Annotated in this window: 21 protein-coding genes; 5 read left to right on the forward strand and 16 right to left on the reverse strand. The window is 59.3% G+C overall.

Annotation, left to right across the window (positions count from 1 at the left end; translation table 11 throughout):
* Nucleotides 1-15: 15 nt before the first annotated feature.
* Entirely contained in the window at nucleotides 16-369 is a 354-nt protein-coding gene (locus tag APH41_RS01225; protein ID WP_034128991.1) for a carboxymuconolactone decarboxylase family protein, read from the forward strand.
* On the opposite strand, the gene APH41_RS01230 is transcribed toward APH41_RS01225, so the two are convergent.
* Nucleotides 347-1,312, reverse strand: a complete 966-nt coding sequence (locus APH41_RS01230; protein WP_034128992.1) for a GlxA family transcriptional regulator — start codon at nucleotides 1,310-1,312, stop codon at nucleotides 347-349. The genes APH41_RS01225 and APH41_RS01230 overlap by 23 nt on opposite strands.
* 248 nt (nucleotides 1,313-1,560) lie before the next feature.
* On the opposite strand from APH41_RS01230, the gene APH41_RS01240 reads away from it, so the two are divergent.
* The gene (locus APH41_RS01240) at nucleotides 1,561-2,202 is read left to right on the forward strand and encodes an HD domain-containing protein (RefSeq protein ID WP_054917059.1); all 642 of its coding nucleotides are present in this window, start codon (nucleotides 1,561-1,563) and stop codon (nucleotides 2,200-2,202) included.
* Between the two features lie 128 nt (nucleotides 2,203-2,330).
* On the opposite strand, the gene APH41_RS01245 is transcribed toward APH41_RS01240, so the two are convergent.
* The 7 genes from APH41_RS01245 to APH41_RS01275 form a co-directional block, all read right to left on the reverse strand.
* A complete protein-coding gene (locus tag APH41_RS01245) occupies nucleotides 2,331-3,215 on the reverse strand; it encodes an ABC transporter permease subunit (protein WP_003195236.1) in 885 nt (294 codons plus the stop codon).
* Nucleotides 3,212-4,132 (reverse strand): ABC transporter permease subunit, encoded by a 921-nt coding sequence (locus tag APH41_RS01250; protein WP_003195238.1) that lies wholly within the window; start codon nucleotides 4,130-4,132, stop codon nucleotides 3,212-3,214. The genes APH41_RS01245 and APH41_RS01250 overlap by 4 nt, the downstream gene beginning before the upstream one ends.
* On the reverse strand, nucleotides 4,129-5,271 hold the full coding sequence (locus tag APH41_RS01255; RefSeq protein WP_003195240.1) for an ABC transporter ATP-binding protein: 1,143 nt from the start codon (nucleotides 5,269-5,271) through the stop codon (nucleotides 4,129-4,131). Before APH41_RS01255 ends, APH41_RS01250 begins: the two co-directional genes overlap by 4 nt.
* A gap of 66 nt (nucleotides 5,272-5,337) precedes the next feature.
* Entirely contained in the window at nucleotides 5,338-6,432 is a 1,095-nt protein-coding gene (locus APH41_RS01260; protein WP_054917088.1) for a polyamine ABC transporter substrate-binding protein, read from the reverse strand.
* 240 nt (nucleotides 6,433-6,672) lie between these two features.
* On the reverse strand, nucleotides 6,673-7,767 hold the full coding sequence (locus tag APH41_RS01265) for a polyamine ABC transporter substrate-binding protein (RefSeq protein ID WP_054917089.1): 1,095 nt from the start codon (nucleotides 7,765-7,767) through the stop codon (nucleotides 6,673-6,675).
* Nucleotides 7,768-7,950: 183 nt separating this feature from the next.
* Nucleotides 7,951-9,315: an aspartate aminotransferase family protein gene (locus tag APH41_RS01270; protein WP_054917061.1), complete on the reverse strand. Its 1,365-nt coding sequence runs from the start codon at nucleotides 9,313-9,315 to the stop codon at nucleotides 7,951-7,953.
* A gap of 57 nt (nucleotides 9,316-9,372) precedes the next feature.
* A complete protein-coding gene (locus tag APH41_RS01275) occupies nucleotides 9,373-10,731 on the reverse strand; it encodes a glutamine synthetase family protein (protein ID WP_003195249.1) in 1,359 nt (452 codons plus the stop codon).
* A 597-nt stretch (nucleotides 10,732-11,328) separates the two neighbouring features.
* Here APH41_RS01275 and APH41_RS01280 point away from each other — a divergent pair.
* Together APH41_RS01280 and APH41_RS01285 are read left to right on the forward strand one after the other, a co-directional pair.
* Complete coding sequence (locus APH41_RS01280; RefSeq protein ID WP_003195252.1) at nucleotides 11,329-12,705, forward strand: glutamine synthetase family protein; 1,377 nt, start codon at nucleotides 11,329-11,331, stop codon at nucleotides 12,703-12,705.
* A gap of 229 nt (nucleotides 12,706-12,934) precedes the next feature.
* The gene (locus APH41_RS01285; protein WP_054917063.1) at nucleotides 12,935-13,564 is read left to right on the forward strand and encodes a TetR/AcrR family transcriptional regulator; all 630 of its coding nucleotides are present in this window, start codon (nucleotides 12,935-12,937) and stop codon (nucleotides 13,562-13,564) included.
* A 122-nt stretch (nucleotides 13,565-13,686) separates the two neighbouring features.
* Here APH41_RS01285 and APH41_RS01290 read toward each other — a convergent pair whose 3' ends face one another.
* The 8 genes from APH41_RS01290 to APH41_RS01325 all read right to left on the reverse strand — a co-directional run bounded on the left by APH41_RS01290 (nucleotide 13,687) and on the right by APH41_RS01325 (nucleotide 20,939).
* The gene (locus tag APH41_RS01290) at nucleotides 13,687-13,902 is read right to left on the reverse strand and encodes a molybdopterin-binding protein (protein ID WP_003176783.1); all 216 of its coding nucleotides are present in this window, start codon (nucleotides 13,900-13,902) and stop codon (nucleotides 13,687-13,689) included.
* 19 nt (nucleotides 13,903-13,921) lie between these two features.
* A complete protein-coding gene (gene ssuB, locus APH41_RS01295; protein ID WP_032902254.1) occupies nucleotides 13,922-14,728 on the reverse strand; it encodes an aliphatic sulfonates ABC transporter ATP-binding protein in 807 nt (268 codons plus the stop codon).
* A complete protein-coding gene (gene ssuC, locus APH41_RS01300) occupies nucleotides 14,725-15,510 on the reverse strand; it encodes an aliphatic sulfonate ABC transporter permease SsuC (RefSeq protein WP_003195258.1) in 786 nt (261 codons plus the stop codon). The genes ssuB and ssuC overlap by 4 nt, the downstream gene beginning before the upstream one ends.
* A 9-nt stretch (nucleotides 15,511-15,519) precedes the next feature.
* Nucleotides 15,520-16,668: an FMNH2-dependent alkanesulfonate monooxygenase gene (gene ssuD / locus APH41_RS01305; protein WP_054917065.1), complete on the reverse strand. Its 1,149-nt coding sequence runs from the start codon at nucleotides 16,666-16,668 to the stop codon at nucleotides 15,520-15,522.
* A gap of 26 nt (nucleotides 16,669-16,694) precedes the next feature.
* Nucleotides 16,695-17,663, reverse strand: a complete 969-nt coding sequence (locus tag APH41_RS01310; protein ID WP_054917067.1) for a sulfonate ABC transporter substrate-binding protein — start codon at nucleotides 17,661-17,663, stop codon at nucleotides 16,695-16,697.
* A gap of 97 nt (nucleotides 17,664-17,760) precedes the next feature.
* Nucleotides 17,761-18,354, reverse strand: coding sequence for an NADPH-dependent FMN reductase (ssuE, locus tag APH41_RS01315; protein ID WP_014720392.1), 594 nt, complete (start codon nucleotides 18,352-18,354; stop codon nucleotides 17,761-17,763).
* A 328-nt stretch (nucleotides 18,355-18,682) separates the two neighbouring features.
* Nucleotides 18,683-19,321 carry a peroxiredoxin gene (locus APH41_RS01320; RefSeq protein WP_054917069.1) on the reverse strand — a complete coding sequence of 213 codons (639 nt, stop codon included), beginning with the start codon at nucleotides 19,319-19,321 and terminating at the stop codon, nucleotides 18,683-18,685.
* Between the two features lie 274 nt (nucleotides 19,322-19,595).
* Nucleotides 19,596-20,939 carry an OprD family porin gene (locus APH41_RS01325; protein WP_034128998.1) on the reverse strand — a complete coding sequence of 448 codons (1,344 nt, stop codon included), beginning with the start codon at nucleotides 20,937-20,939 and terminating at the stop codon, nucleotides 19,596-19,598.
* Between the two features lie 370 nt (nucleotides 20,940-21,309).
* Between APH41_RS01325 and tauA the strand changes: the two genes are divergently transcribed.
* Complete coding sequence (tauA, locus tag APH41_RS01330) at nucleotides 21,310-22,296, forward strand: taurine ABC transporter substrate-binding protein (RefSeq protein WP_054917071.1); 987 nt, start codon at nucleotides 21,310-21,312, stop codon at nucleotides 22,294-22,296.
* The last annotated feature ends 28 nt before the right edge of the window (nucleotides 22,297-22,324 follow it).

Consider the following 22,324-nt stretch of genomic DNA (forward strand, 5'->3'; position numbering starts at 1 on the left):
TCAGGAGTTACCGCAATGTTCAATAACTGGTCCGACTTGCTGCCTACCGTGAAGAAAGCCTTTGGCTCACTGGGCAAGAGCAACCCGAAGATGGTCAAAGCCTACATGGCGCTGGGGGAAGCTGCCGAGGAAAACAATGTACTCGACGCCAAGACCCGTGAACTGATTTCCATCGCGGTGGCGATCACCACCCGCTGCGACGGTTGTATCGGCGTGCATGCCGATGCCGCGATCAAGGCCGGGGCAACCCGCGAAGAAGTGGCGGCCACGCTGGCCACCGCGATCTCGCTGAATGCAGGCGCGGCCTACATCTACTCGTTGCGCGCCCTGGAAGCCTACGACACGCTCAAACCGGCGCCGCAAAGTTAAGCCTGAACTGTTGCGGCGTGACGCCCAGCCGGCGGTTGAACACACTGCGCATGTGCTGGGCGTCGCGAAAGCCGCATTGATAGGCCACGGTTTTAAGCGGTGCGTGGCTGCTTTCAAGCATCACCCGCGCCGCATCCACGCGCGCCCTCTCGACAAATTCCGCCGGCGTAATCCGCGCTTCACGGGCGAACACCCGGGAGAAATTACGCGCACTCATATTGGCCGCCTTGGCCAGGTCGGCAATGGTCAAGTCTCCCGTCAGGTTGGCCAGCACGTACAACTGCACCAGCGCCACCGCCGAGGTGGTTTCGGCATGGGGCGTGAGGAACGGGCTGAACTGCGATTGCCCGCCCGAGCGCTGGGTGAACACCACCAGGCGCTTGGCCACGCTCAGGGCCACTTCCGGGCCGTGATCCTGGGCCAGCAAGTACAACGACAGGTCGATACCTGCCGTGACCCCGGCGGAGGTGTAGAGCTTGCCGTCCTGCACATAGAGACGGTCGGCTTCGACCTGGGCCGAGGGACACAGGCGCGCCAGGCTGGCGGCATCGTTCCAATGGGTAGTGACGGTCTTGCCGTCCAGCAGACCTGCACGGGCCAGCATGAAGGCGCCATTGCAGATCGAGCCGAAGCGCTGCGCCTTCGCGGCGGCCGCGCGCAGCCAAGCGTCAAACTCGAAGCCGAAATCCTCGAAGGGTAACTGCGGGCCACCGGCGACCAGCAACAGGTCATAGGGTTGCCGGGCTTCGCTGTAGTGCTTGTGCGCCTGCAGTGACAAACCGTTGGAGGCCGCCATGGCGCCGTGGCCAAAGCCGAGTACTTCCAGCCGATAGTGATCCTCGGGCGCCAGGAAGCGGTTGGCCTCGCAGAACACATCCATCGGCCCGCTCACGTCCAGCGACTGGACACCGGGGAAGATCAGGATGGCGACGGTTTTGCCCATGGTCACAAACACCTTTTTCCAACTGGATAAATGCGCCCCCCTTGTGGGAGCTGGCTTGCCTGCGATGCAGACGACTCGGTACCTCAGGTACACCGAGGTGATGCTATCGCAGGCAAGCCAGCTCCCACAGGGGATCGCCTACATGCTTGGCACGATGTGGCGGCACATTGGCCGGGATCGCCTCCCTGTCGCAATAGCCGCTTCAGGGTCATGGGACCAGACTGAAGTCTTTCCAGAGGAGATCCACCATGAGCATCACCATAGCCGGTATTCAGATCCCTGATAGCGCCTTGGCCAGGGCCACCACCGAATACATCCGCGACGTCGAATCGGACCTGCTCTACCACCATTCGCGCCGGGTCTTCCTGTTCGGCGCCTTGAGCGGTGAGCGCAAGCAATTGGCCTACAACCCGGAGTTGCTTTACGTCGGCGCGATGTTCCATGACCTGGGCCTGGTGGAAGGCCACCGCAGTGACGACGAGCGTTTTGAAGTGGACGGCGCCAACGCCGCCGCCGCATTTCTCAAGCCCTATGGGCTGAGCGATGACGATATCGAACAAGTGTGGCTGTCCATCGCCCTGCACACCACGCCGGGTGTGCCGCAACACCTGCGCCCCACCGTAGCACTGGTAACCGCCGGGGTGGAAATGGACGTGTTGGGCATGGACTACGCCGCGTTCAGCAGCACGCAGCGCGAAGCGGTGGTGCACGCGCATCCACGAGGTGAAGGGTTCAAGGAGTGCATTATCTGCGCGTTCGCCGACGGCTTGCGCCATCGCCCGCAGACCACGTTTGGCAATGTTAAGACCGACGTGCTGGTGGACCAGGAGCCGGGGTTCAAGCCGATGAATTTTGTGCAGGTGATCCGCACGTCGCCGTGGGCTGCATAGCTAAACCCCACTGTAGGAGCGAGCTTGCTCGCGAAAAACCTGAGAGCGCCGCTGGGTGTCAGGTACCCAGCGTCATCGTTAACGTTCTTCGCGAGCAAGCTCGCTCCTACAGTGGATCGCGTCGGCAGTCAGACCGGCGCTGGCGCCCGGCGCTTGTCCGGCTGCTGCCAGCCATCCGCTGCGGCTTCTTCAATCGCTTGCTGAATAGCCTTCTTGCGATGCTCTTCGGCCCGACGGCTGAAGAACCACACCAGGAAGGTCACCAGCGACACCGCCAACAGAATCAGGCTCGCCACGGCGTTGATCTCGGGTTTAACCCCCAGACGCACCGCCGAGAACACTTCCATCGGCAAGGTGGTGGAACCGGGGCCCGACACGAAGCTGGCCAGTACCAGGTCGTCCAGCGATAGCGCGAACGACATCATGCCGCCCGCTGCCAGCGATGGCGCGATCATCGGGATGGTGATCAGGAAGAACACCTTCCACGGCCGCGCGCCCAGGTCCATCGCCGCTTCTTCGATCGACAGGTCCAGCTCACGCAAGCGCGCCGACACCACCACCGCCACATACGCCGCACAGAAGGTGGTGTGGGCGATCCAGATGGTGACGATGCCACGCTCCTGGGGCCAGCCGATCATCTGCGCCATGGCCACGAACAGCAGCAACAGCGACAGGCCGGTGATCACTTCCGGCATCACCAACGGCGCCGTCACCAGGCCACCGAACAGCGTGCGGCCCTTGAACTGGCTGATGCGCGTCAGCACGAAGGCGGCCAGGGTACCCAACGCCACCGCCGCCACCGCCGTGTAGCAGGCGATCTCCAGGGAGCGGGCCACCGAGCCCATCAACTGGGTGTTGTCCAACAGGCCCACGTACCACTTGATCGACCAACCGCCCCACACTGTCACCAGCTTGGATTCGTTGAACGAGTAGATCACCAGGATCAACATCGGCAGGTAGATGAACAACAAGCCTGCGACCAGCATGAAGCTGGAGAAACGAAAGCGCTTCATATCTTGCCCTCCAGCTCTTTGGCTTGGCTGCGGTTGAACAGGATGATCGGCACGATCAGGATCGCCAGCATCACCACCGCCAGGGCAGACGCCACCGGCCAGTCACGGTTGTTGAAGAACTCTTGCCACAACACCTTACCGATCATCAGGGTTTCCGGGCCGCCGAGCAGTTCAGGAATCACGAACTCGCCCACCACCGGGATAAACACCAGCATGCAACCGGCGATGATGCCGTTCTTGGACAGCGGCACGGTGATTTTCCAGAAGCTGTTGAAGGTGCTCGAACCGAGGTCCGAAGCGGCTTCCAGCAGGCTCTGGTCGTGCTTCACCAGGTTGGCGTACAGGGGCAGGATCATGAACGGCAGGTACGAATAGACCACGCCGATGTACACCGCGATGTTGGTGTTGAGGATCTGCAGCGGCTCGTTGATCAAGCCCATGGACATCAGGAAGCCATTGAGCAGGCCGTTGTTGCTGAGGATGCCCATCCACGCATACACCCGGATCAGGATCGCGGTCCAGGTGGGCATCATGATCAGCAGCACCAGCACGGTCTGCATCTCTTTGCGCGCGGTGGCAATGGCGTAGGCCATCGGGTAGCCGATCAGCAGGCACAGCAGCGTGCTGAAAAACGCCATCTTCAGCGAGCCCAGGTAGGCGGCGATGTACAACTCGTCGCCCGCCAGCAAGCTGTAGTTGGCCAGGTTCAGCACCACCTCCAGCTTTTGCTCAACGTAGGTATAGATCTCGGTATAGGGCGGGATCGCCACATCGGCTTCGGCAAAGCTGATTTTCAGCACGATGAAAAACGGCAGTGCGAAAAACAGGAACAGCCAGAGGAAGGGAATCCCGATGACCACCTGCTTGCCATTGGGCACGATGCGATCCAAGCGCCGCTTGAATTTCTTCATGTTCATGAGCGAAGTACCACGCCGCTGTCGTCTTCCCACCACACGTACACCTGGTCACCCCAGGTTGGGCGCTGGCCACGGCGTTCGGCGTTGGCGACGAAAGACTGCACCAGCTTGCCGCTCGGCAGCTCCACGTAGAACACCGAGTGGCCGCCCAGGTAGGCGATGTCGTGCACCTTGCCGCTGGACCAGTTGTGTTCGCAGGTCGGCATTTCGGTGGTCACCAACAGCTTTTCCGGGCGAATGGCGTAGGTCACCGACTTGTCTTCCACCGAGGTGGCGATGCCGTAGCCTACGTAGATGTCGCGGTCCAGGTCCGGGCACTTGAGCACTGCGTGGCCTTCGGCGTCGTCCACCACCTGGGTGTCGAAAATGTTGACGTTGCCGATGAACTCGCACACCAGGCGGCTGGTGGGAGTTTCGTAGATATCGATGGGGCTGCCGATCTGGGCGATCCAGCCCAGGTGCATGATCGCGATGCGTTCGGCCATGGTCATGGCCTCTTCCTGGTCGTGGGTCACCATCACGCAGGTCACGCCGACGCGCTCGATGATTTCCACCAACTCCAGTTGCATCTGCGAGCGCAGCTTCTTGTCCAGTGCGCCCATCGGCTCATCGAGCAGCAGCAGCTTCGGGCGCTTGGCCAAGGAGCGGGCCAAGGCCACACGCTGGCGCTGGCCGCCGGACAATTGGTGCGGCTTGCGCTTGGCATATTGGCTCATCTGTACCAGCTTGAGCATCTCGGCCACGCGTGCGTCGACTTCAGCCTTGGGGATCTTGTCCTGTTGCAGGCCGAAGGCGATGTTCTGCGCCACGGTCATGTGCGGGAACAAGGCGTAGGACTGGAACATCATGTTGATCGGCCGCTCGTAGGGCGGCATGTCGGTGATGTCCACACCGTCGAGGTAGATGCGACCTTCGGTTGGGCGCTCGAAACCTGCAAGCATGCGCAGCAAGGTGGATTTGCCCGAACCCGAACCGCCGAGCAAGGCGAAGATCTCGCCTTTCTTGATTTCCAGGGACACATCGTCCACGGCAATCGTCTCGTCGAACTTCTTCGTGACCCGGTCGATTTTGACCAACACCTTTTTCGGTGTCTGGTCGCCCTCGAGGGCTTTCTTATAGGCGCCGGAGGCAACTGCCATTTACGAAACTCCCAAAAAAAACTGTGCAGCCGGCCCAATGCGGGCCAGCCTTGGATAGTTTTAGCCTTACTTGCCCGTCTTGACCTTGGTCCAGCTACGGGTCATTAAACGCTGCACTTTCGGGGGTAGCTCAAAGTTGACGAATGTCCGCTCGAGAACCGCCTGCGGTGGGTAAACCGCTGCGTCGGTGCGTATCGATTGCTCCATCAGTTTGTCCGCCCCTGGGTTAGGGTTGGCGTAACCGACTTGATCGCTGACCTGAGCGATCACCTCAGGCTGCAGCAAATAGTTGATGAAGGCGTGGGCTTCCTTGACGTTGCTGGCATCCTTGGGAATCGCCAGCACGTCGAACCACAGGTTGCCGCCTTCTTTGGGAATCGTGTAGGCGATGTTCACGCCTTTGCCCGCCTCCGCCGCACGGGCCTTGGCCTGGAACACATCGCCGGAGAAACCGGCCGCCACGCAGATGTTGCCGTTGGCCAGGTCCGAGATGTATTTGGAGGAATGGAAGTAGGTCACGTAGGGCCGCACTTTCAGCAGTTTTTCCTCGGCTTTCTTGTAGTCGGCCGGGTTGGTGCTGTTGGGGTCCAGGCCAATATAGTTGAGTACCGCCGGTAGCATTTCATCGGCCGAGTCCATGAACGACACGCCGCAAGTGGCCAACTTCTTCATGTTTTCCGGTTCGAACAACACCGCCCAGGAGTCGATCTTGTCGACACCCAGCACTTCCTTGACCTTGTCGACGTTGTAGCCAATGCCGTTGGTGCCCCACAGGTACGGCACCGCGTACTGGTTGCCCGGGTCGTTCTTTTCCAGGCGCTTGAGCAGCACCGGGTCGAGGTTGGCGTAGTTTGTCAGCAGTGACTTGTCGAGCTTCTGGAATGCCCCGGCCTTGATCTGCTTGCCCAGGAAATGGTTGGACGGCACCACCACGTCGTAGCCGGTGCGCCCGGCGAGCAACTTGCCTTCCAGGGTTTCGTTGGAGTCAAACACGTCATACACAGGCTTGATACCGCTGGCCTTTTCGAAGTTGGCCAGGGTGTCGGGGCCGATGTAGTCCGACCAGTTATAAATATGCACCGTCGGTGCGGCCTGTACGCTGGCAGCCAGCGTGATACCTGCACCCACCAGCATGGCTTTGCGAAATAAAGAAATTGGCAAGTGGAGGTCCTCTTGAATAGTTGGGGCCTTGAAGTTGTTGCCCGGCAACAAAACCGGCGCGCAACTTACCGTCGATAAACCGATCCGGCAAAACTTTCTGTCATTTATTTTCTGTACGGCTGCCACTGTTTGTAGGAGCGAGCTTGCTCGCGAAGAACTCACAGGCAACGCGGGCTATCAGAGGCCCCGCGTTATCGTTGACGATTTTAGCGAGCGAGCTCGCTCCTACAGGTTTGTGCGTTATTTACCGGACTTGATCTTGGTCCAGCTACGGGTCATTTCACGCTGAGTTGCCGCCGGCATGTCGGCAATGGCGTAGAGCTTGGATTGCACTTCGCCCGACGGATAAATACCCGGGTCGCTGGTGATGTCTTTATCGACCAGGGCAGTGGCTTTCTCGTTACCGTTCGGGAAACGCACACTGTTGGTGATCGCGGCCATGACGTCTGGCTTGAGCAGGTAGTTCATGAATGCGTAGGCAGCCTCGACGTTTTCAGCATCCTTGGGAATGGCGACCATGTCGAAGAAGCTGCCAGCACCTTCCTTGGGAATGTCATAGGCGATCTTGACCTTGCCGCCGGCTTCAGCCGCGCGGGTTTTGGCCTGTTCGATGTCACCCGAGTAGCCCACAGCCACGCAGATGTTGCCGTTGGCCAGGTCGGAGATGTACTTGGAGGAGTGGAAGTAGCCGATCGAAGGACGGATTTTCATGAACAGGTCTTCGGCCTGTTTCAGATCAGCCTTCTTCGTAGTGTCGGTCGGCAGGCCCAGGTAATGCAGCGCTACCGGCAGCATTTCGGTTGGCGAATCGAGGAAGCTCACGCCGCAGCTTTTCAGCTTGGCGATGTTTTCCGGCTTCATCAGTACGTCCCACGAGTCGATCTTGTCCACGCCCAGTGCGGCCTTGACCTTCTCCGGGTTGTAGCCGATGCCCATCGAGCCCCACATGTACGGGAAGGCGTGCTTGTTGTCCGGGTCGCTGACCGATACGGCTTTGAGCAGGGATTTGTTCAGGTTGCCGTAGTTGGACAGCTTGGACTTGTCCAGCTCCTGGTAGACACCGGCCTTGATCTGCTTGGCGAGGAAGCTGTTCGACGGCACGACGATGTCGTAGCCGGACTTGCCTGCCAGCAACTTGGCTTCCAGGGTTTCGTTGCTGTCAAAAACGTCGTACACCACTTTGATGCCCGACTCTTTTTCAAAGTTGGCGATGGTGTCCGGTGCAATGTAGTCGGACCAGTTGTAGACATGCAGCACTTTATTGTCTGCCTGGGCCGCGCCCGCCATTGCACCCATCAGGGACAAGGCGAGGAGGGTCTTGCCAGCGTTCTTCAAACCTAATGCCTTCATTTGGTGATGCTCCAATTTTTTCTTTTTTGGGCCACAAGCGTTGTATGTTTTACGGCCCAACCGAAGGGCAACAAAACAGGGCGACAGTCTGGCAAGTTCAGGGGCCGGCTTTCAACCAAAGCCCCTGCATTTTTAACTGCCCGGTGCACCGCGCACTGAGCCTAGCACTTAGCCCTGCAAGGCTGCCAAAGTCAGGTCCAGGCAATGGCGGGCCTTGGTTACCAGCTCGTCGATTTCAGCCTTGCTGATGACCAGTGGCGGCGAAATGATCATGGTGTCGCCCACGGCGCGCATGATCAGGCCATTTTCAAAGCAGAAGGTTCGGCAGATCATGCCCGCGCCTTTGCCTTCATGACGCTTGCGCGTCGCCTTGTCCTGCACCAGCTCGATCGCACCGAGCATACCGACGCCGCGGACTTCACCCACCAGCGGATGATCGCCCAGTTCCCTCAGACGTTTCTGCAAATACGGTGCCGTTTCGTCGTGCACACGGTTAACGATGTTTTCATCGCGCAGGATTCGGATGTTTTCCAGCGCCACGGCCGCGGCCACCGGGTGGCCGGAGTAGGTAAAGCCGTGGTTGAAATCGCCCCCTTCGTTGAGCACCGCCACCACTTCGTCACGCACGATCAGGCCGCCCATGGGCACGTAGCCCGAGGTCAGGCCCTTGGCGATGGTCATCATGTGCGGCTTGAGGTCGTAGAAATCGCTACCGAACCACTCACCGGTACGGCCGAAGCCGCAGATTACTTCGTCGGCGACAAACAGGATGTCGTACTTGGCGAGGATTTCCTTGATGCGCGGCCAGTACGTGGCAGGCGGCACGATCACGCCACCGGCACCCTGGATCGGCTCGGCAATAAAGGCGCCGACGTTGTCCACGCCCAGCTCCAGGATTTTCTCTTCCAACTGGTTGGCGGCCCACACACCGAATTCCTCGGGGCTCATGTCGCCGCCTTCGCCAAACCAGTAGGGCTGCGCGATGTGAGTAATGCCCGGGATCGGCAAGTCGCCCTGCTCGTGCATATAGGTCATGCCGCCCAGGCTGGCGCCGGCCACGGTAGAGCCGTGGTAGCCATTCTTGCGGGCAATGATGGTTTTCTTGTTGGGCTGGCCCTTGATCGCCCAGTAGTGGCGGACCATGCGCAACATGGTGTCGTTGCCTTCGGAGCCAGAGCCGGTGAAGAACACGTGGTTCATGCCAGCCGGCGCGACATCGGAAATGACCTTGGCCAACTCCAATACCGGCGGGTGTGCGGTCTGGAAGAACAGGTTGTAGTACGGCAGTTCTTTCATCTGCTTGGCGGCGGCATCGGCCAGTTCATCGCGACCGTAACCGATCGCCACGCACCACAGGCCGGCCATACCGTCGAGGATCTTGTTGCCTTCGCTGTCCCACAGGTAAACGCCGTGGGCTTTGGTGATGATCCTTGGGCCTTTCTCTTTCAATTGCTTGAAGTCGCTGAACGGAGCCAGGTGGTGATCATTGCTCAAGGCTTGCCATTCACGGGTTTGCGGGTTGTTGCTGGACATACCAATCTCCTAGACTTTTCAGTGAAGGCGCGCCGTTTGAAGGGCGCGCCCGGCGCATCAGACGGCGAAGAGCAGGAATTCCCGCTCCCACGAACTGATCACGCGCTTGAAGTTTTCATGCTCGGCCCGCTTGACCGCGACGTAGCCTGTGATGAATTTTTGCCCCAGATATTTCTCGATGGTCTTGCTGTTTTCCATGCGTTCCAGGGCGTCTTCGATGGTCAACGGCAGGCGCAGGTTGCGTCGCTCGTAACCGCGGCCCACCACCGGCGCGCTCGGGTTATGGCCTTCGACCATGCCGATGTAGCCGCACAACAGGCTGGCGGCAATCGCCAGGTACGGGTTGGCGTCGGCGCCCGGCAGGCGGTTTTCCACGCGGCGATTCTGCGGGCCGGCATCCGGTACGCGCAGGCCGACGGTGCGGTTTTCTTCGCCCCATTCCACGTTCACCGGCGCCGAGGTGTCGGGCAGGAAGCGGCGGAACGAGTTCACGTTGGGGGCGAATAAAGGCAGCAATTCAGGGATGAATTTCTGCAGGCCGCCAATATGGTTGAGGAACAGCTGGCTCATGGTCCCGTCTTCATTGGAGAAGACGTTCTTGCCGGTGGCGATGTCGATAATGCTCTGGTGCAGGTGCATCGCGCTGCCGGGCTCGCCGGTCATGGGCTTGGCCATGAAGGTGGCGGCCACGTCGTGCTTGAGCGCGGCTTCGCGCATGGTGCGCTTGAACACCAGGATCTGGTCGGCCAGGGACAGGGCATCGCCGTGACGGAAGTTGATTTCCATCTGCGCGGTGCCGTCCTCGTGGATCAGGGTGTCGAGGTCCAGTTCCTGCAGTTCGCACCAGTCGTAGACGTCTTCGAACAGCGGGTCGAATTCGTTGGCTGCTTCTATAGAGAAGGACTGGCGACCGGTTTCCGGGCGGCCGGAGCGGCCAATCGGCGGTTGCAGCGGGAAGTCCGGGTCTTCGCAGCGCTTGGTCAGGTAGAACTCCATCTCCGGCGCCACGATGGGCTGCCAGCCGCGGTCGGAGTAGAGCTTGAGGACTTTCTTGAGCACGTTGCGCGGCGACAGCTCGATCGGGTTGCCTTGCTTGTCGTAGGTGTCGTGGATCACCTGGGCAGTCGGCTCGATGGCCCAGGGCACCAGGAATACCGCGTTCTGGTCGGGGCGGCAGATCATGTCGATGTCGGCCGGGTCGAGCAATTCGTAATAGATGTCGTCTTCGACATAGTCGCCGGTCACGGTCTGCAACAGAACACTCTCGGGCAGGCGCATGCCTTTTTCGGCAATGAACTTGTTGGTCGGCGAGATCTTGCCCCGGGTAATACCGGTGAGGTCGCCAATCATGCATTCGACTTCTGTGATCTTGTGGTCTTTCAACCAATCGGTGAGCTGGTCGAGGTTGTTACTCATAAATGCCTCTGGGCTGGGTTTCCTGGCATCCATTAAAGGCCAGGCGTTGGTTGACGCAGCATCCGCGTCGTTTTTTCATTCAGGTTAGGAGCTTACCTGCCATTTGCCCATGGGTTGCATTCCTCAGGCCAAAGTTGTGCGCAATTATGATCGGCACGGCGGATGAGGGTCGCTCAGTGGCGTCGGAGATGGCAAAAAGGAGATCGGCCGGGCCGTCAAGAATATTGGCCGGTGCCTGGGCATTCACACGGGGCGAACGAGCTGCGGACAACGCCTGGCTGGAGCAGGCAGAGACGCCGATTGGCGGCAGGTGAAACATGAAGCACCCCGGTATTATTGCTGTTATGGGTTTGAATCGAGCTTAGCCTTGTTCATTTTTTTACACAACACCCCCGTAAAAAATCCTACACGGCCCGCTCAAGCCTGCAGGTCCCAAGCCCTTAAAACCCAAAAAACCGCCCCAAAACCCCGCAAAAAAGGCTTCATGGCGCTTTTTTAGGGCAAAAAATGCCTCGCTTGACTTCGGCAGGCCGTTCGGGTTGACTGAAACCAGAAAAGATCAATGATTGATATTTTTAACAACAAAGGTGTTGCATCATGTCGGTACCCCCGCGTGCCGTTCAGCTTAACGAAGCGAACGCGTTCCTTAAGGATCATCCTGAGGTTCTGTACGTAGACCTTCTAATTGCGGATATGAATGGTGTGGTGCGCGGTAAGCGCATCGAACGCACCAGCCTCCACAAGGTTTACGAGAAGGGCATTAACCTGCCTGCCTCTTTATTTGCCCTGGATATCAACGGCTCTACGGTGGAAAGCACCGGCCTGGGCCTGGACATCGGTGATGCTGACCGAATCTGTTATCCAATCCCCGACACCCTGTGCAATGAACCCTGGCAAAAGCGCCCCACCGCGCAACTGCTGATGACCATGCACGAACTTGAAGGTGAACCTTTCTTCGCCGATCCGCGCGAAGTGCTCCGCCAAGTTGTCACCAAGTTTGACGACCTCGGTCTGACCATCTGCGCCGCTTTCGAGCTTGAGTTCTACCTGATCGACCAGGAGAACGTGAACGGCCGCCCACAACCGCCCCGCTCGCCGATCTCCGGCAAACGCCCGCACTCGACACAGGTCTACCTGATCGACGACCTCGACGAATACGTCGACTGCCTCCAGGACATTCTGGAAGGTGCCAAGGAGCAAGGCATTCCGGCCGATGCCATCGTCAAGGAAAGTGCCCCGGCGCAGTTCGAAGTGAACCTGCACCACGTCGCCGACCCGATCAAGGCCTGCGACTACGCGGTACTGCTCAAGCGCCTGATCAAGAACATCGCCTACGACCATGAGATGGACACCACGTTCATGGCCAAGCCTTACCCAGGCCAGGCAGGCAACGGGCTGCACGTACACATTTCCATTCTGGACAAGGACGGCAAGAACATCTTTGCCAGCGAGGATCCCGAGCAGAACGCCGCATTGCGTCACGCGATCGGCGGTGTGCTGGAGACCCTACCCGCCCAAATGGCGTTCCTGTGCCCCAACGTCAACTCCTACCGTCGTTTCGGCGCACAGTTCTACGTGCCGAACTCGCCGTGCTGGGGCCTGGATAACCGCACCGTGGCGATTCGCGTACCCACCGGCTCGTCCGATGCCGTGCGTATCGAACACCGTGTGGCTGGCGCCGATGCCAACCCTTACCTGCTGATGGCCTCGGTATTGGCGGGCGTACACCACGGCCTGACCAACAAGATCGAGCCGAACGCTCCAGTGGAAGGCAACAGCTACGAGCAGAACGAGCAGAGCCTGCCGAACAACCTGCGCGATGCGCTGCGTGAGTTGGACGACAGCGAGGTGATGGCCAAGTACATCGATCCTAAATACATCGATATCTTCGTCGCCTGTAAGGAAAGTGAGTTGGAGGAGTTTGAACACTCCATCTCCGACCTTGAGTACAACTGGTACCTGCATACCGTGTAAGCGGTTGCTGCAATAAAAGAACGCCGCTGATTTTGGTCAGTGGCGTTTTTTTATGGGTTTCTACCGGTAGACCGAGTTGGCCTCTTCGCGAGCAAGCCCGCTCCCACAGGGGTCGGGTTTCAACTTTGGAATGCAGTTAAATGTGGGAGCGGGCTTGCTCGCGAAGGCGGCTTGGCAGACAACACAGATTCCTGCTCATACAATGCCTGCTGCCTTGTAGGAGACATCCATGACCACCCGCCCCGCCACTGTTCGCAAACCCCGCGCCCGCAGCCAGGCCCGGATCGATGCGATCCTCGACGCCGCCCGCACCTTGCTGGCCGCCGAAGGTGTGGCCAGCTTGTCGATCTACAGCGTGGCCGAACGAGCACAGATTCCACCGTCATCGGTGTACCACTTTTTCGCCAGTGTGCCGGCGTTGCTTGAGGCGTTGACCGCTGACGTTCACGCAGCCTTTCGCGCTGCCATCCAGGCGCCCATCGAGCATGAATCTCTCAAGCATTGGCGCGACCTGTCCTACATCGTTGAACAACGCATGCTCAGCATCTACAGCAACGATGCCGCGGCGCGCCAGTTGATCCTGGCCCAGCATGGGTTGACCGAAGTGACCCAGGCCGATCGCCAGCATGATCTGGAATTGGGCGACTTGATGCTGGCGGTGTTCAATCGCCACTTTGAAGTGCCAACGCTACCGGGCGATGTGGACGTGTTTGCCCTGGCATTGGAGTTGAGCGACCGCGTGTACGCGCGCTCGGTGCATCAGCATGGGCTGATTACGCCGCGCATGGCGGAGGAAGGGATGCGGGTGTTTGATGCGTATGTGGGGCTTTATTTGCCGGCCTATCTGCCCAAGCGCTGATCGTTCCCACGCTCTGCGTGGGAATACATCCCGTGACGCTCTGCGTCACCTTTGGCACAGCGGGACGCGGAGCGCCCCAGGCGGCATTCCCACGCAGAGCGTGGGAACGATCAGTGGGGTTATCACAACTTGGCAATCGACACCTCAGTGGATTTCACAAAGGCAATCACTTCACTGCCGATCACCAGCTCCAACTCCTTGACCGAACGCGTGGTGATCACCGAGGTGACAATGCCGGACGCGGTCTGCACGTCAATTTCCGACAGCACGTCGCCGACCACGATTTCCTTGATGGTGCCTTTGAACTGGTTACGCACGTTGATGGCTTTAATAGTCATGGTGTTTTTCCTGTGTGAGTTATTGAGCCCAACGCAATTGCGTCGGCAGCGGTGAAACAGGTTCGGGTTCCGGTGGGGAGCCGGGTAGCGACAGCACGCGGTTGAGCACTTCGGCTTCCAGCGCGGCCAGGCGGTGTGAGCCACGGGCCCGTGGGCGTGGCAGGTCGATGTTCAGGTCGAGGCCGATTTCGCCGTTTTCAATCAGAATTACGCGGTCGGCAATCGCCACGGCTTCGCTGACGTCGTGGGTCACCAGCAACACCGTGAAACCGTGCTTGCGCCACAGGTTTTCGATCAGTTGCTGCATCTCGATGCGGGTCAGGGCATCCAGTGCGCCCAGCGGCTCATCGAGCAGTAACAGGCGCGGCTGATGGATCAACGCCCGTGCGAGTGCCACGCGCTGTTTCTGGCCACCGGACAACGCCGCCGGCCATTCATTGGCGCGCTCGGCCAGGCCAACCGCTTCCAGCGCATCCAGCGCTTTGGGCCGCCAGTCGCCCTTGAGGCCCAGGCCGACGTTATCGATGATCTTCTTCCATGGCAGCAAGCGCGCTTCCTGGAACATCAACCGCGTATCTTCAATCGCTTCGTGCAGTGGCGCGGAGCCGGCCAGCAGCTCGCCGCCACTGGCTTTGTCCAGCCCCGCCAACAGGCGCAGCAAGGTACTTTTGCCGCAACCGCTGCGGCCGACCACAGCCACGAACTGCCCCGCAGGAATATGCAGGTCGATCTCTTTGAGCACTTCGCGGGTACCAAAGGCCTTGCGCAATTTGCGCACCGCCAGTGGGATACCCTTCAACAGACGCGGAGGTTGTTGGGCCGTCATGCTGCACCTCCTTTGACTTGATACGCCGGGTGCCAGCGCAGCCACACACGTTCCAGCCCACGGGCTGCCAGGTCGGCCAGTTTGCCGAGGATGGCGTACATGACGATGGCCAGTACCACCACGTCGGTTTGCAGGAATTCACGGGCATTCATCGCGAGGTAACCGATGCCGGAACTTGCCGAAATGGTTTCCGCCACGATCAGCGTCAGCCACATGAAGCCCAGGGCGAAGCGCACCCCCACCAGGATCGACGGCAGCGCGCCCGGCAGAATCACTTGCCAGAACAGGCTGAAACCGGACAAGCCATAGCTGCGCGACATTTCCACCAGTGCCGGGTCGACATTGCGGATGCCGTGGTAAGTGTTCAGGTAGATCGGGAACAAGGTACCCAGGGCCACCAGGAAAATTTTCGCGGTCTCATCAATGCCGAACCACAGGATCACCAGCGGAATCAGCGCCAGGTGCGGCACGTTGCGGATCATCTGCACGGAGCTGTCGAGCAAGCGCTCGCCCCACTTCGACAAGCCGGTGATAAAGCCCAAGGCCAGACCGATGCTGCCTCCGATCACAAAGCCCAGGCCGGCGCGCCAGCCGCTGATGGCCAGGTGCGTCCAGATTTCGCCGCTGACCACCAGGTTCACCCCGGCTTCGATCACTGCACTCGGCGCTGGCAGAATGCGCGTCGACAACCAACCCGCCGACACCGACAACTGCCACACCGCCAGCAATAAGATCGGCAGCACCCAGGGCGCCACGCGATGGCTGATTTTTTCTAAGTCCATAACGGCGCCTCAGCTCTGTGACGCAGCTTTGGGAAGGATGTCGTTGGCCACCATCTCGCCAAACGGACTGACGTAGCCGGCGCTTTTTGGCAGCTCGGGACGTTCGATATCCAGGTGCGGGAACAACAGCTCGGCGACCCGATACGACTCTTCCAGGTGTGGATAACCGGAGAAGATAAAGGTATCGATACCCAGGTCCGCGTACTCCTTGACCCGCGCCGCAACCGTTGGGCCATCGCCCACCAGCGCCGTCCCTGCGCCGCCACGTACCAGGCCGACGCCGGCCCACAGGTTGGGGCTGACTTCCAGGTTGTCACGGCTACCGCCGTGCAAGGCTGCCATGCGTTGCTGGCCCACCGAATCGAAGCGCGCCAAGGACGCCTGGGCGCGGGCGATGGTCTCGTCGTCCAGGTGGGAGATCAGTTTGTCGGCGGCTTTCCAGGCTTCGTCGTTGGTTTCGCGCACGATCACATGCAAGCGAATGCCAAAGCGCACCGTGCGTCCCAGTTTTGCAGCCTTGGCGCGTACCTGCGCGATCTTTTCCGCAACGGCTGCCGGCGGCTCGCCCCAGGTCAGCACCATCTCGACCTGTTCGGCCGCAAGGTCCTGGGCGGCTTCGGAGGAACCCCCGAAATACAGCGGCGGGCGTGGTTGTTGAATCGGTGGGTAGAGCAATTTGGCGCCTTTGACGCTGACGTGCTCGCCGTCGTAGTCCACGGTCTCGCCTTCCAGCACACGGCGCCAGATGCGGGTGAATTCCACCGACGCCTGGTAGCGCTCTTCATGGCTCAAGAACAATCCATCGCCAGCCAGTTCTTCCGGATCGCCACCGGTGACCAGGTTGAACAGCGCACGGCCACCAGACAGGCGATCCAGGGTCGCGGCCTGACGCGCGGCCACGGTCGGGGAGATGATCCCAGGGCGCAGGGCAACCAGGAATTTCAAGCGCTGGGTCACGGGGATCAGCGAGGCGGCCACCAACCACGAGTCTTCGCAAGAGCGGCCCGTAGGGATCAACACCCCGCCAAAACCCAGGCGGTCGGCAGCCTGGGCCACTTGTTGCAGGTAACCGTGGTCGACAGCGCGGGCGCCTTCGGCGGTGCCAAGGTAATGACCGTCGCCGTGGGTGGGCAGGAACCAGAAAATATTGAGGCTCATGGAGTTGTCTCCTGAATGAAGTCGGATTACGGCGCTTTGGCAACCGCGGCGGGTGGCGTCCAGATCACGTCCTTGATGCTCAAGGGCTTGGGGATCAATTTGAGTTGGTAGAAGGTGTCTGCGATTTTCTGCTGGGCGGCGACCACTTCCGGGGTCAGGAACAGCGCGCCGTAGCCCTGGCGTTTCACCGATGTGAGGGTGATATCTGCCGGCAGGCCGAGCAGTGGGGCGACCTGCTCAGTCACTTCCTGCGGGTTGGCCTTGGACCATTCGCCTACCGCACGCACCTCTTCCACCAACGCCTTGATCACTTGCGGGTGCTGTTCGGCGTAGGGTTTGGTGGCCAGGTAAAACTGATGGTTGTCGGCAATCCCGGTGCCGTCTCGCAGGGTGCGCGCTTGTAGTTGCTTCTCGGCGGCGGCCTGGTACGGGTCCCAGATCACCCAGGCGTCCACGCTGCCACGCTCGAACGCAGCACGGGCATCGGCGGGGGGCAGGAACACGGTCTTTACGTCGGTGTAGTTGAGGCCGGCATCTTCCAGGGCACGCACTAGCAGGTAGTGCACGTTGGAGCCTTTGTTGAGCACGACCTTTTTACCGTTGAGCTCGGCCACCGATTTGATCGGCGAGTCCTTGGGCACCAGGATCGCTTCGCTGGTAGGCGCGGGTGGTTCGTAGGCGACGTAGAGCAAATCGGCGCCGGCCGCCTGGGCGAACACCGGTGGGGTTTCGCCGGTAACGCCGAAGTCGATGGAGCCAACGTTCAGGCCCTCGAGCAATTGCGGGCCACCGGGAAACTCGGTCCACTGCACCTGCACGCCTTGGTCGGCCAGGCGTTTTTCCAGGGTGCCCTTGGCCTTGAGCAGCACCAGGGTGCCGTACTTCTGATAACCGATCCGCAAGGTCTCGGCGGCTTGGGCTTGAACGATGGCGCCGAGGGACACAGCCGCAGCAAAGAGTGCGACCAGACCACGACGCAAGATGACAGTGCGCATGGCGCTCTCTCCAACTGTGCGATTAGGGTTTTGGCTGCACCTGCTTGGCCGTTGTCGGCTGAGTAAGGTGAGTGTTTCCAGCTTTTCGGGGTGAGGCTCAGATGCTCCAGCGAGCACTCAACAAACGTTCATTCAATACGTCAGGGTCCAAAGGTTTTGGCCGTCGCGCCATGGCGCTGTAGAGCTGCTCCAGGGCTTCGTGCAGACGCTGTTCAAGTACCGGCACCAGTTGCGCCTGAACACTGCCTTCGCCATAGGCGATCTGGCTGTCTTCGGCAAAAATACCGTGGAGCAATTCCTGGGCCTTGAGGGCCGACAGCACCGGCTTCAGGGCGTAGTCCACCGCCAGCATGTGGGCGATGCTGCCGCCGGTCGCCATCGGCAACACCACCTTATGGGCCAGCGCACGCTCCGGCAGCAGGTCCAGTACGGTTTTCAACGCCCCGGAAAACGACGCCTTGTACACCGGCGTGGCGATCACCAGGCCGTCGGCATTGGCGACTTGTTGCAGCAGGTCAATGACCTTGGGGCTGTCGAAGCGTGCGTGCAGCAAGTCTTCAGCCGGGAAGTCCCGTACCTGGTAACTCACTACTTCCACGCCCTGCTGTTGCAGCCACTGACGGGTTTTATCCAGCAAGACCCCGGAGCGGGAACGCTGGCTGGGACTGCCTCCAAGTGTTACGACCAGCATGCAGGAGATTCCTTGAGCAAGTGTCGGCGGTTCGCTGTACGGCGATGGCGCCAAGATGGGATAGACCTTATCAGCAGATTTATATATCTATAAATCTTATTTATTCATTTGTTTATTCCATAAAAACATAAGCGATTGATCAATCCCCAGGCGAAAAAAAAGGCCGTGGAAACGGCCTGAAAACCCCTGCTGTGAGTCAGTGCTTTTTGGTAGGAGCGAGCTTGCTCGCGAAAAACTCACAGGCGCCGCGTTCATTCAGGAAGCACGCGTTATCGTTGACGTTTTTCGCGAGCAAGCTCGCTCCTACAGAGGCATGGTCCATGATGCCTTAACGATTGGGTTGTGGGGTAAGACGCAGGTACGGCTTCACCGCGCGATAGCCCTTGGGAAAGCGTTTCTTGATTTCTTCCTCGTCCTTGAGTGACGGCACGATGACCACCTCATCCCCATCCTGCCAGTTGGCCGGTGTTGCCACCTTGTGGTTGTCGGTCAGCTGCAGCGAGTCGATCACCCGCAGGATTTCATGGAAATTACGCCCGGTGCTCGCCGGGTAGGTGATGGTCAGGCGGATCTTCTTGTTCGGGTCGATCACAAACAAGGAGCGCACGGTGAGGGTATCGCTGGCATTCGGGTGGATCAGGTCGTAGAGGTCCGAGACCTTGCGGTCGGCGTCGGCCAGGATCGGGAAGTTGACCACGGTGTTCTGGGTCTCGTTGATGTCTTCGATCCACTTGTGGTGCGAGTCCACCGGATCTACCGACAGGGCGATGGCCTTGATGCCACGCTTGGCGAATTCATCCTTGAGCTTGGCGGTAAAACCCAGCTCGGTGGTGCACACCGGCGTGAAGTCCGCAGGGTGGGAAAACAGCACACCCCAGCTGTCGCCCAGCCATTCGTGGAAGCGAATCTTGCCGGCGCTGGAATCCTGTTCAAAGTCGGGGGCGATATCGCCCAGTCTTAGGCTCATGGTGTGGCTCCTGATGAGTGCTTATGGAGCCCACTGTGCATGGATTTTTGGTGATTTAAAAAGAATAAATATCGATTTATCTAGACGATAAAAGAATATTAAAAATCAGTTCATTGGACTTGGGAACGGCCTGAGGCCAACATCGCCTTCAAGGTTCGAGAAGGCCTTGAGACGCTGCAAAAAAGAGGGATTCAGGAAGGGCTTGCGGGGGTTGAGCCCGACTTGAATAGCAAGACACCTTGCCCGGCATTGCGCCGGGCAAGGTTTTACAGTCTTACAACAGCGGGATCGAGTAGCTGACGATCAAGCGGTTTTCGTCCTGGTTACGCGCGTTGGCGATGTCGCTGCGCCACATAGCGTTTTTCCACGCCACGCCGACGTTCTTCAGCGGACCTTCCGGTACGACGTAGGCAACAGTGATGTCACGCTCCCACTCGGACTGGCCGGTGAACTCGGTACGGTTGCTGGCGACGGTGTCGATATGATCACCTTTCAGGTAAACCACACCGGCGGTCAGGCCAGGCACGCCGACTTTGGCGAAGTCGTAGGAGTAGCGAGCTTGCCAGGTACGCTCGCCGGCACGGGCGAACTTCTGGATTTGCATGTCGGTGGTGATGTAAGCCGACGAGCCGTCACCCTGGTTCAGCCAAGGGAAGTCGCTGCTGCCGTTGCTGACCTGGTAACCGCCACCGAAGGTGTGACCGGCCACCGAGTACAGGAACAGGCCGCTGTACAGGTTGTTGTCGACTTTGCCACGGCCGGAGTTCACGCCGCTGTAGTTGCCCGTCGAGAAGTAAGCGGACTGGTTGCCGTTGTTGCCATCGTCGGAGCTGTTGAAGTAACGCAGGTCAGACTTCAGCACGCCAGGACCGATGGCCCAGTTGTGGGTCAGGCCCAGGAAGTGTTGCTTGTAGAAATCTTCCAGGTTGCCGTAGTAGTACTGGGCGGTCAGATCCTTGGTGATCTTGTAGTCGCCACCGGCGTAGTAGAACTTGTTGCTCGAACGCCAGTTCACACCGCGGCTGTTGGCGCCGGAAATGGACAGGCTTTCGTTGTTGCTGGAGTTACGGCCCTTGGCCTTTTCGATCTGGCCAGCAACCAGAGTCAGGTCCTTGATGTCGCTGGAGGTGATCTGGCCACCTTGGAAGGTTTGCGGCAGCATACGACCATCGTTGGTGACGATGACCGGCAGCTTGGGCTGCAAGGTACCCAACTTCAGTTCGGTTTGAGAGATCTTGGCCTTGGCAGTCAGGCCCAGGCTGGAGTAGTTATCAACGGCTTCGCCATTGGACTTGCTCGGGAAGATCGTGCCACCGTAGGAGCTGGCAGTCGCGCCGTTGGTGCCACCGCCGGAATCCAGGCGAACACCCAGCAGGCCGATAGCGTCCAGACCGAAGCCGACGGTGCCTTGGGTGTAACCGGAGATGAAACGCAGATCGAAGCCTTGGCCCCATTCTTCGTTGCGGCTCGGGTTGGCCGTGCCTTCGCGGTTATCGGTGTTGATGTAGAAGTTACGCAGGCCCAGTGTGGCCTTGCTGTCTTCGATGAAACCGGCAGCGCCTGCTTGCTGGGCGATTGCGCCCAACGTTACAGCCACAGCCAAAGTGGACTTCTTCATGTACCGCTCCTCTCATTTCTAATTTTTGTATTTCTTTGGTCTCGGGTCTGACGCCCTCGATCCACAGATGCGCGATTAGCGCCAGATAGTGACCACCAAGTCAATCGTAACCTTGTGTGTCTACTACCTTCGTCTAATCGCAGTTGATTTGGTCCCTGCAGGGTAATGAGTTTTTCATACACCCAAAAAGAATTATTTCATTCTTTTTCATACGATCCAGGAATAAGACTTTCCGTGAAGCTGGCCGGTCAGGATAGACGCGCCGCTCCATAAGCTAATTCCTAAAGGGTATTTACTGGTGCTTTTTTAGATCGATTAGTGTTGCCGTACGGTTGCATACGTCACTCACGATCAAAAAGGCGACGCCATCATGGCCAAACGCACATCCTCCCGTCAATTTGTTACAGTTTTTGTATCGCTATTACTTTCTTTTGGTGTCAACGCCACCGACCTGACGGTGGGCTACCAGACCGGCATCGATCCCAGCAAGGTTCCCCAGGCCGACGGCCTGTATGAAAAAGCCATCGGCGAAAAAATCGCCTGGCGCCGCTTCAACAGCGGGCCAGAGGTAGTCGCGGCCATCGCTTCGGGTGATGTACAAATCGGCAACCTCGGCTCCAGCCCACTCGCGGCGGCGGCCTCGCGCAACCTGCCGATTGTGGCGTTTATCGTATCGGCACAGATCAACGCTTCTGAAGCCCTGGTGGTGCGCAACGGCAGTGGCATCGACAACCCCCAGGACTTGATCGGTAAAACCATCGCCACGCCCTTCGTCTCAACCTCCCATTACAGCCTGCTCGGCGCGCTGAAACACTGGGGGCTGGACACCAAACAAGTCAAAGTGGTGAACCTGCAACCGGCCGAAATCGCCGCCGCCTGGAAGCGTGGCGATATTGATGGGGCTTTTGTGTGGTCCCCGGCCTTGGGCGAAATCCGCAAGAGCGGCAAGACCCTGACAGACGCGGCGCAGGTGGGCCAATGGGGTGCACCCACATTTGAGGTGTGGGTGGCGCGCAAGGATTTTGCGCAAAAACATCCTGAGGTAGTGGCCAAGTTCGCCAAAGTTACCCTGGATGCCTTTGCCGACTATGCCGCCCACAAAGGCAGCTGGACGGTGGATTCCGAGCCAGTGCAGAAAATCGCCAGATTGACAGGTTCAAATGCGGATGACATTCCGGAACTCTTGGCCGGTACGACGTTTCCGGATGCGCAGGCACAGCAAACCGCTGCGCTGCTCAAGGGCGGCACGGCGAAGGCGATTGAGGAGACGGCGAAGTTCTTGAAGGAACAGGGGAAGGTGGAGACGGTGCTGCCGGATTATTCGGCCTATGTGACCGACAAATTCATCACACAATAAATACAGTCTTCGGTGGGAGCTGGCTTAC

Origin of the sequence: Pseudomonas sp. NBRC 111138 (assembly GCF_001320835.1) — a bacterium.
Classification (GTDB): Bacteria; Pseudomonadota; Gammaproteobacteria; order Pseudomonadales; family Pseudomonadaceae; genus Aquipseudomonas; species Aquipseudomonas paracarnis.

Bases quoted from the DNA above. Each gene is read 5' to 3' on its own strand.
- APH41_RS01225 (WP_034128991.1), top strand. From the start codon at position 16: ATGTTCAATAACTGGTCCGACTTGCTGCCTACCGTGAAGAAAGCCTTT.
- APH41_RS01230 (WP_034128992.1), bottom strand. From the start codon at position 1,312: ATGGGCAAAACCGTCGCCATCCTGATCTTCCCCGGTGTCCAGTCGCTG.
- APH41_RS01240 (WP_054917059.1), top strand. From the start codon at position 1,561: ATGAGCATCACCATAGCCGGTATTCAGATCCCTGATAGCGCCTTGGCC.
- APH41_RS01245 (WP_003195236.1), bottom strand. From the start codon at position 3,215: ATGAAGCGCTTTCGTTTCTCCAGCTTCATGCTGGTCGCAGGCTTGTTG.
- APH41_RS01250 (WP_003195238.1), bottom strand. From the start codon at position 4,132: ATGAACATGAAGAAATTCAAGCGGCGCTTGGATCGCATCGTGCCCAAT.
- APH41_RS01255 (WP_003195240.1), bottom strand. From the start codon at position 5,271: ATGGCAGTTGCCTCCGGCGCCTATAAGAAAGCCCTCGAGGGCGACCAG.
- APH41_RS01270 (WP_054917061.1), bottom strand. From the start codon at position 9,315: ATGTCCAGCAACAACCCGCAAACCCGTGAATGGCAAGCCTTGAGCAAT.
- APH41_RS01275 (WP_003195249.1), bottom strand. From the start codon at position 10,731: ATGAGTAACAACCTCGACCAGCTCACCGATTGGTTGAAAGACCACAAG.
- APH41_RS01280 (WP_003195252.1), top strand. From the start codon at position 11,329: ATGTCGGTACCCCCGCGTGCCGTTCAGCTTAACGAAGCGAACGCGTTC.
- APH41_RS01285 (WP_054917063.1), top strand. From the start codon at position 12,935: ATGACCACCCGCCCCGCCACTGTTCGCAAACCCCGCGCCCGCAGCCAG.
- APH41_RS01290 (WP_003176783.1), bottom strand. From the start codon at position 13,902: ATGACTATTAAAGCCATCAACGTGCGTAACCAGTTCAAAGGCACCATC.
- ssuB (WP_032902254.1), bottom strand. From the start codon at position 14,728: ATGACGGCCCAACAACCTCCGCGTCTGTTGAAGGGTATCCCACTGGCG.
- ssuC (WP_003195258.1), bottom strand. From the start codon at position 15,510: ATGGACTTAGAAAAAATCAGCCATCGCGTGGCGCCCTGGGTGCTGCCG.
- ssuD (WP_054917065.1), bottom strand. From the start codon at position 16,668: ATGAGCCTCAATATTTTCTGGTTCCTGCCCACCCACGGCGACGGTCAT.
- APH41_RS01310 (WP_054917067.1), bottom strand. From the start codon at position 17,663: ATGCGCACTGTCATCTTGCGTCGTGGTCTGGTCGCACTCTTTGCTGCG.
- ssuE (WP_014720392.1), bottom strand. From the start codon at position 18,354: ATGCTGGTCGTAACACTTGGAGGCAGTCCCAGCCAGCGTTCCCGCTCC.
- APH41_RS01320 (WP_054917069.1), bottom strand. From the start codon at position 19,321: ATGAGCCTAAGACTGGGCGATATCGCCCCCGACTTTGAACAGGATTCC.
- APH41_RS01325 (WP_034128998.1), bottom strand. From the start codon at position 20,939: ATGAAGAAGTCCACTTTGGCTGTGGCTGTAACGTTGGGCGCAATCGCC.
- tauA (WP_054917071.1), top strand. From the start codon at position 21,310: ATGGCCAAACGCACATCCTCCCGTCAATTTGTTACAGTTTTTGTATCG.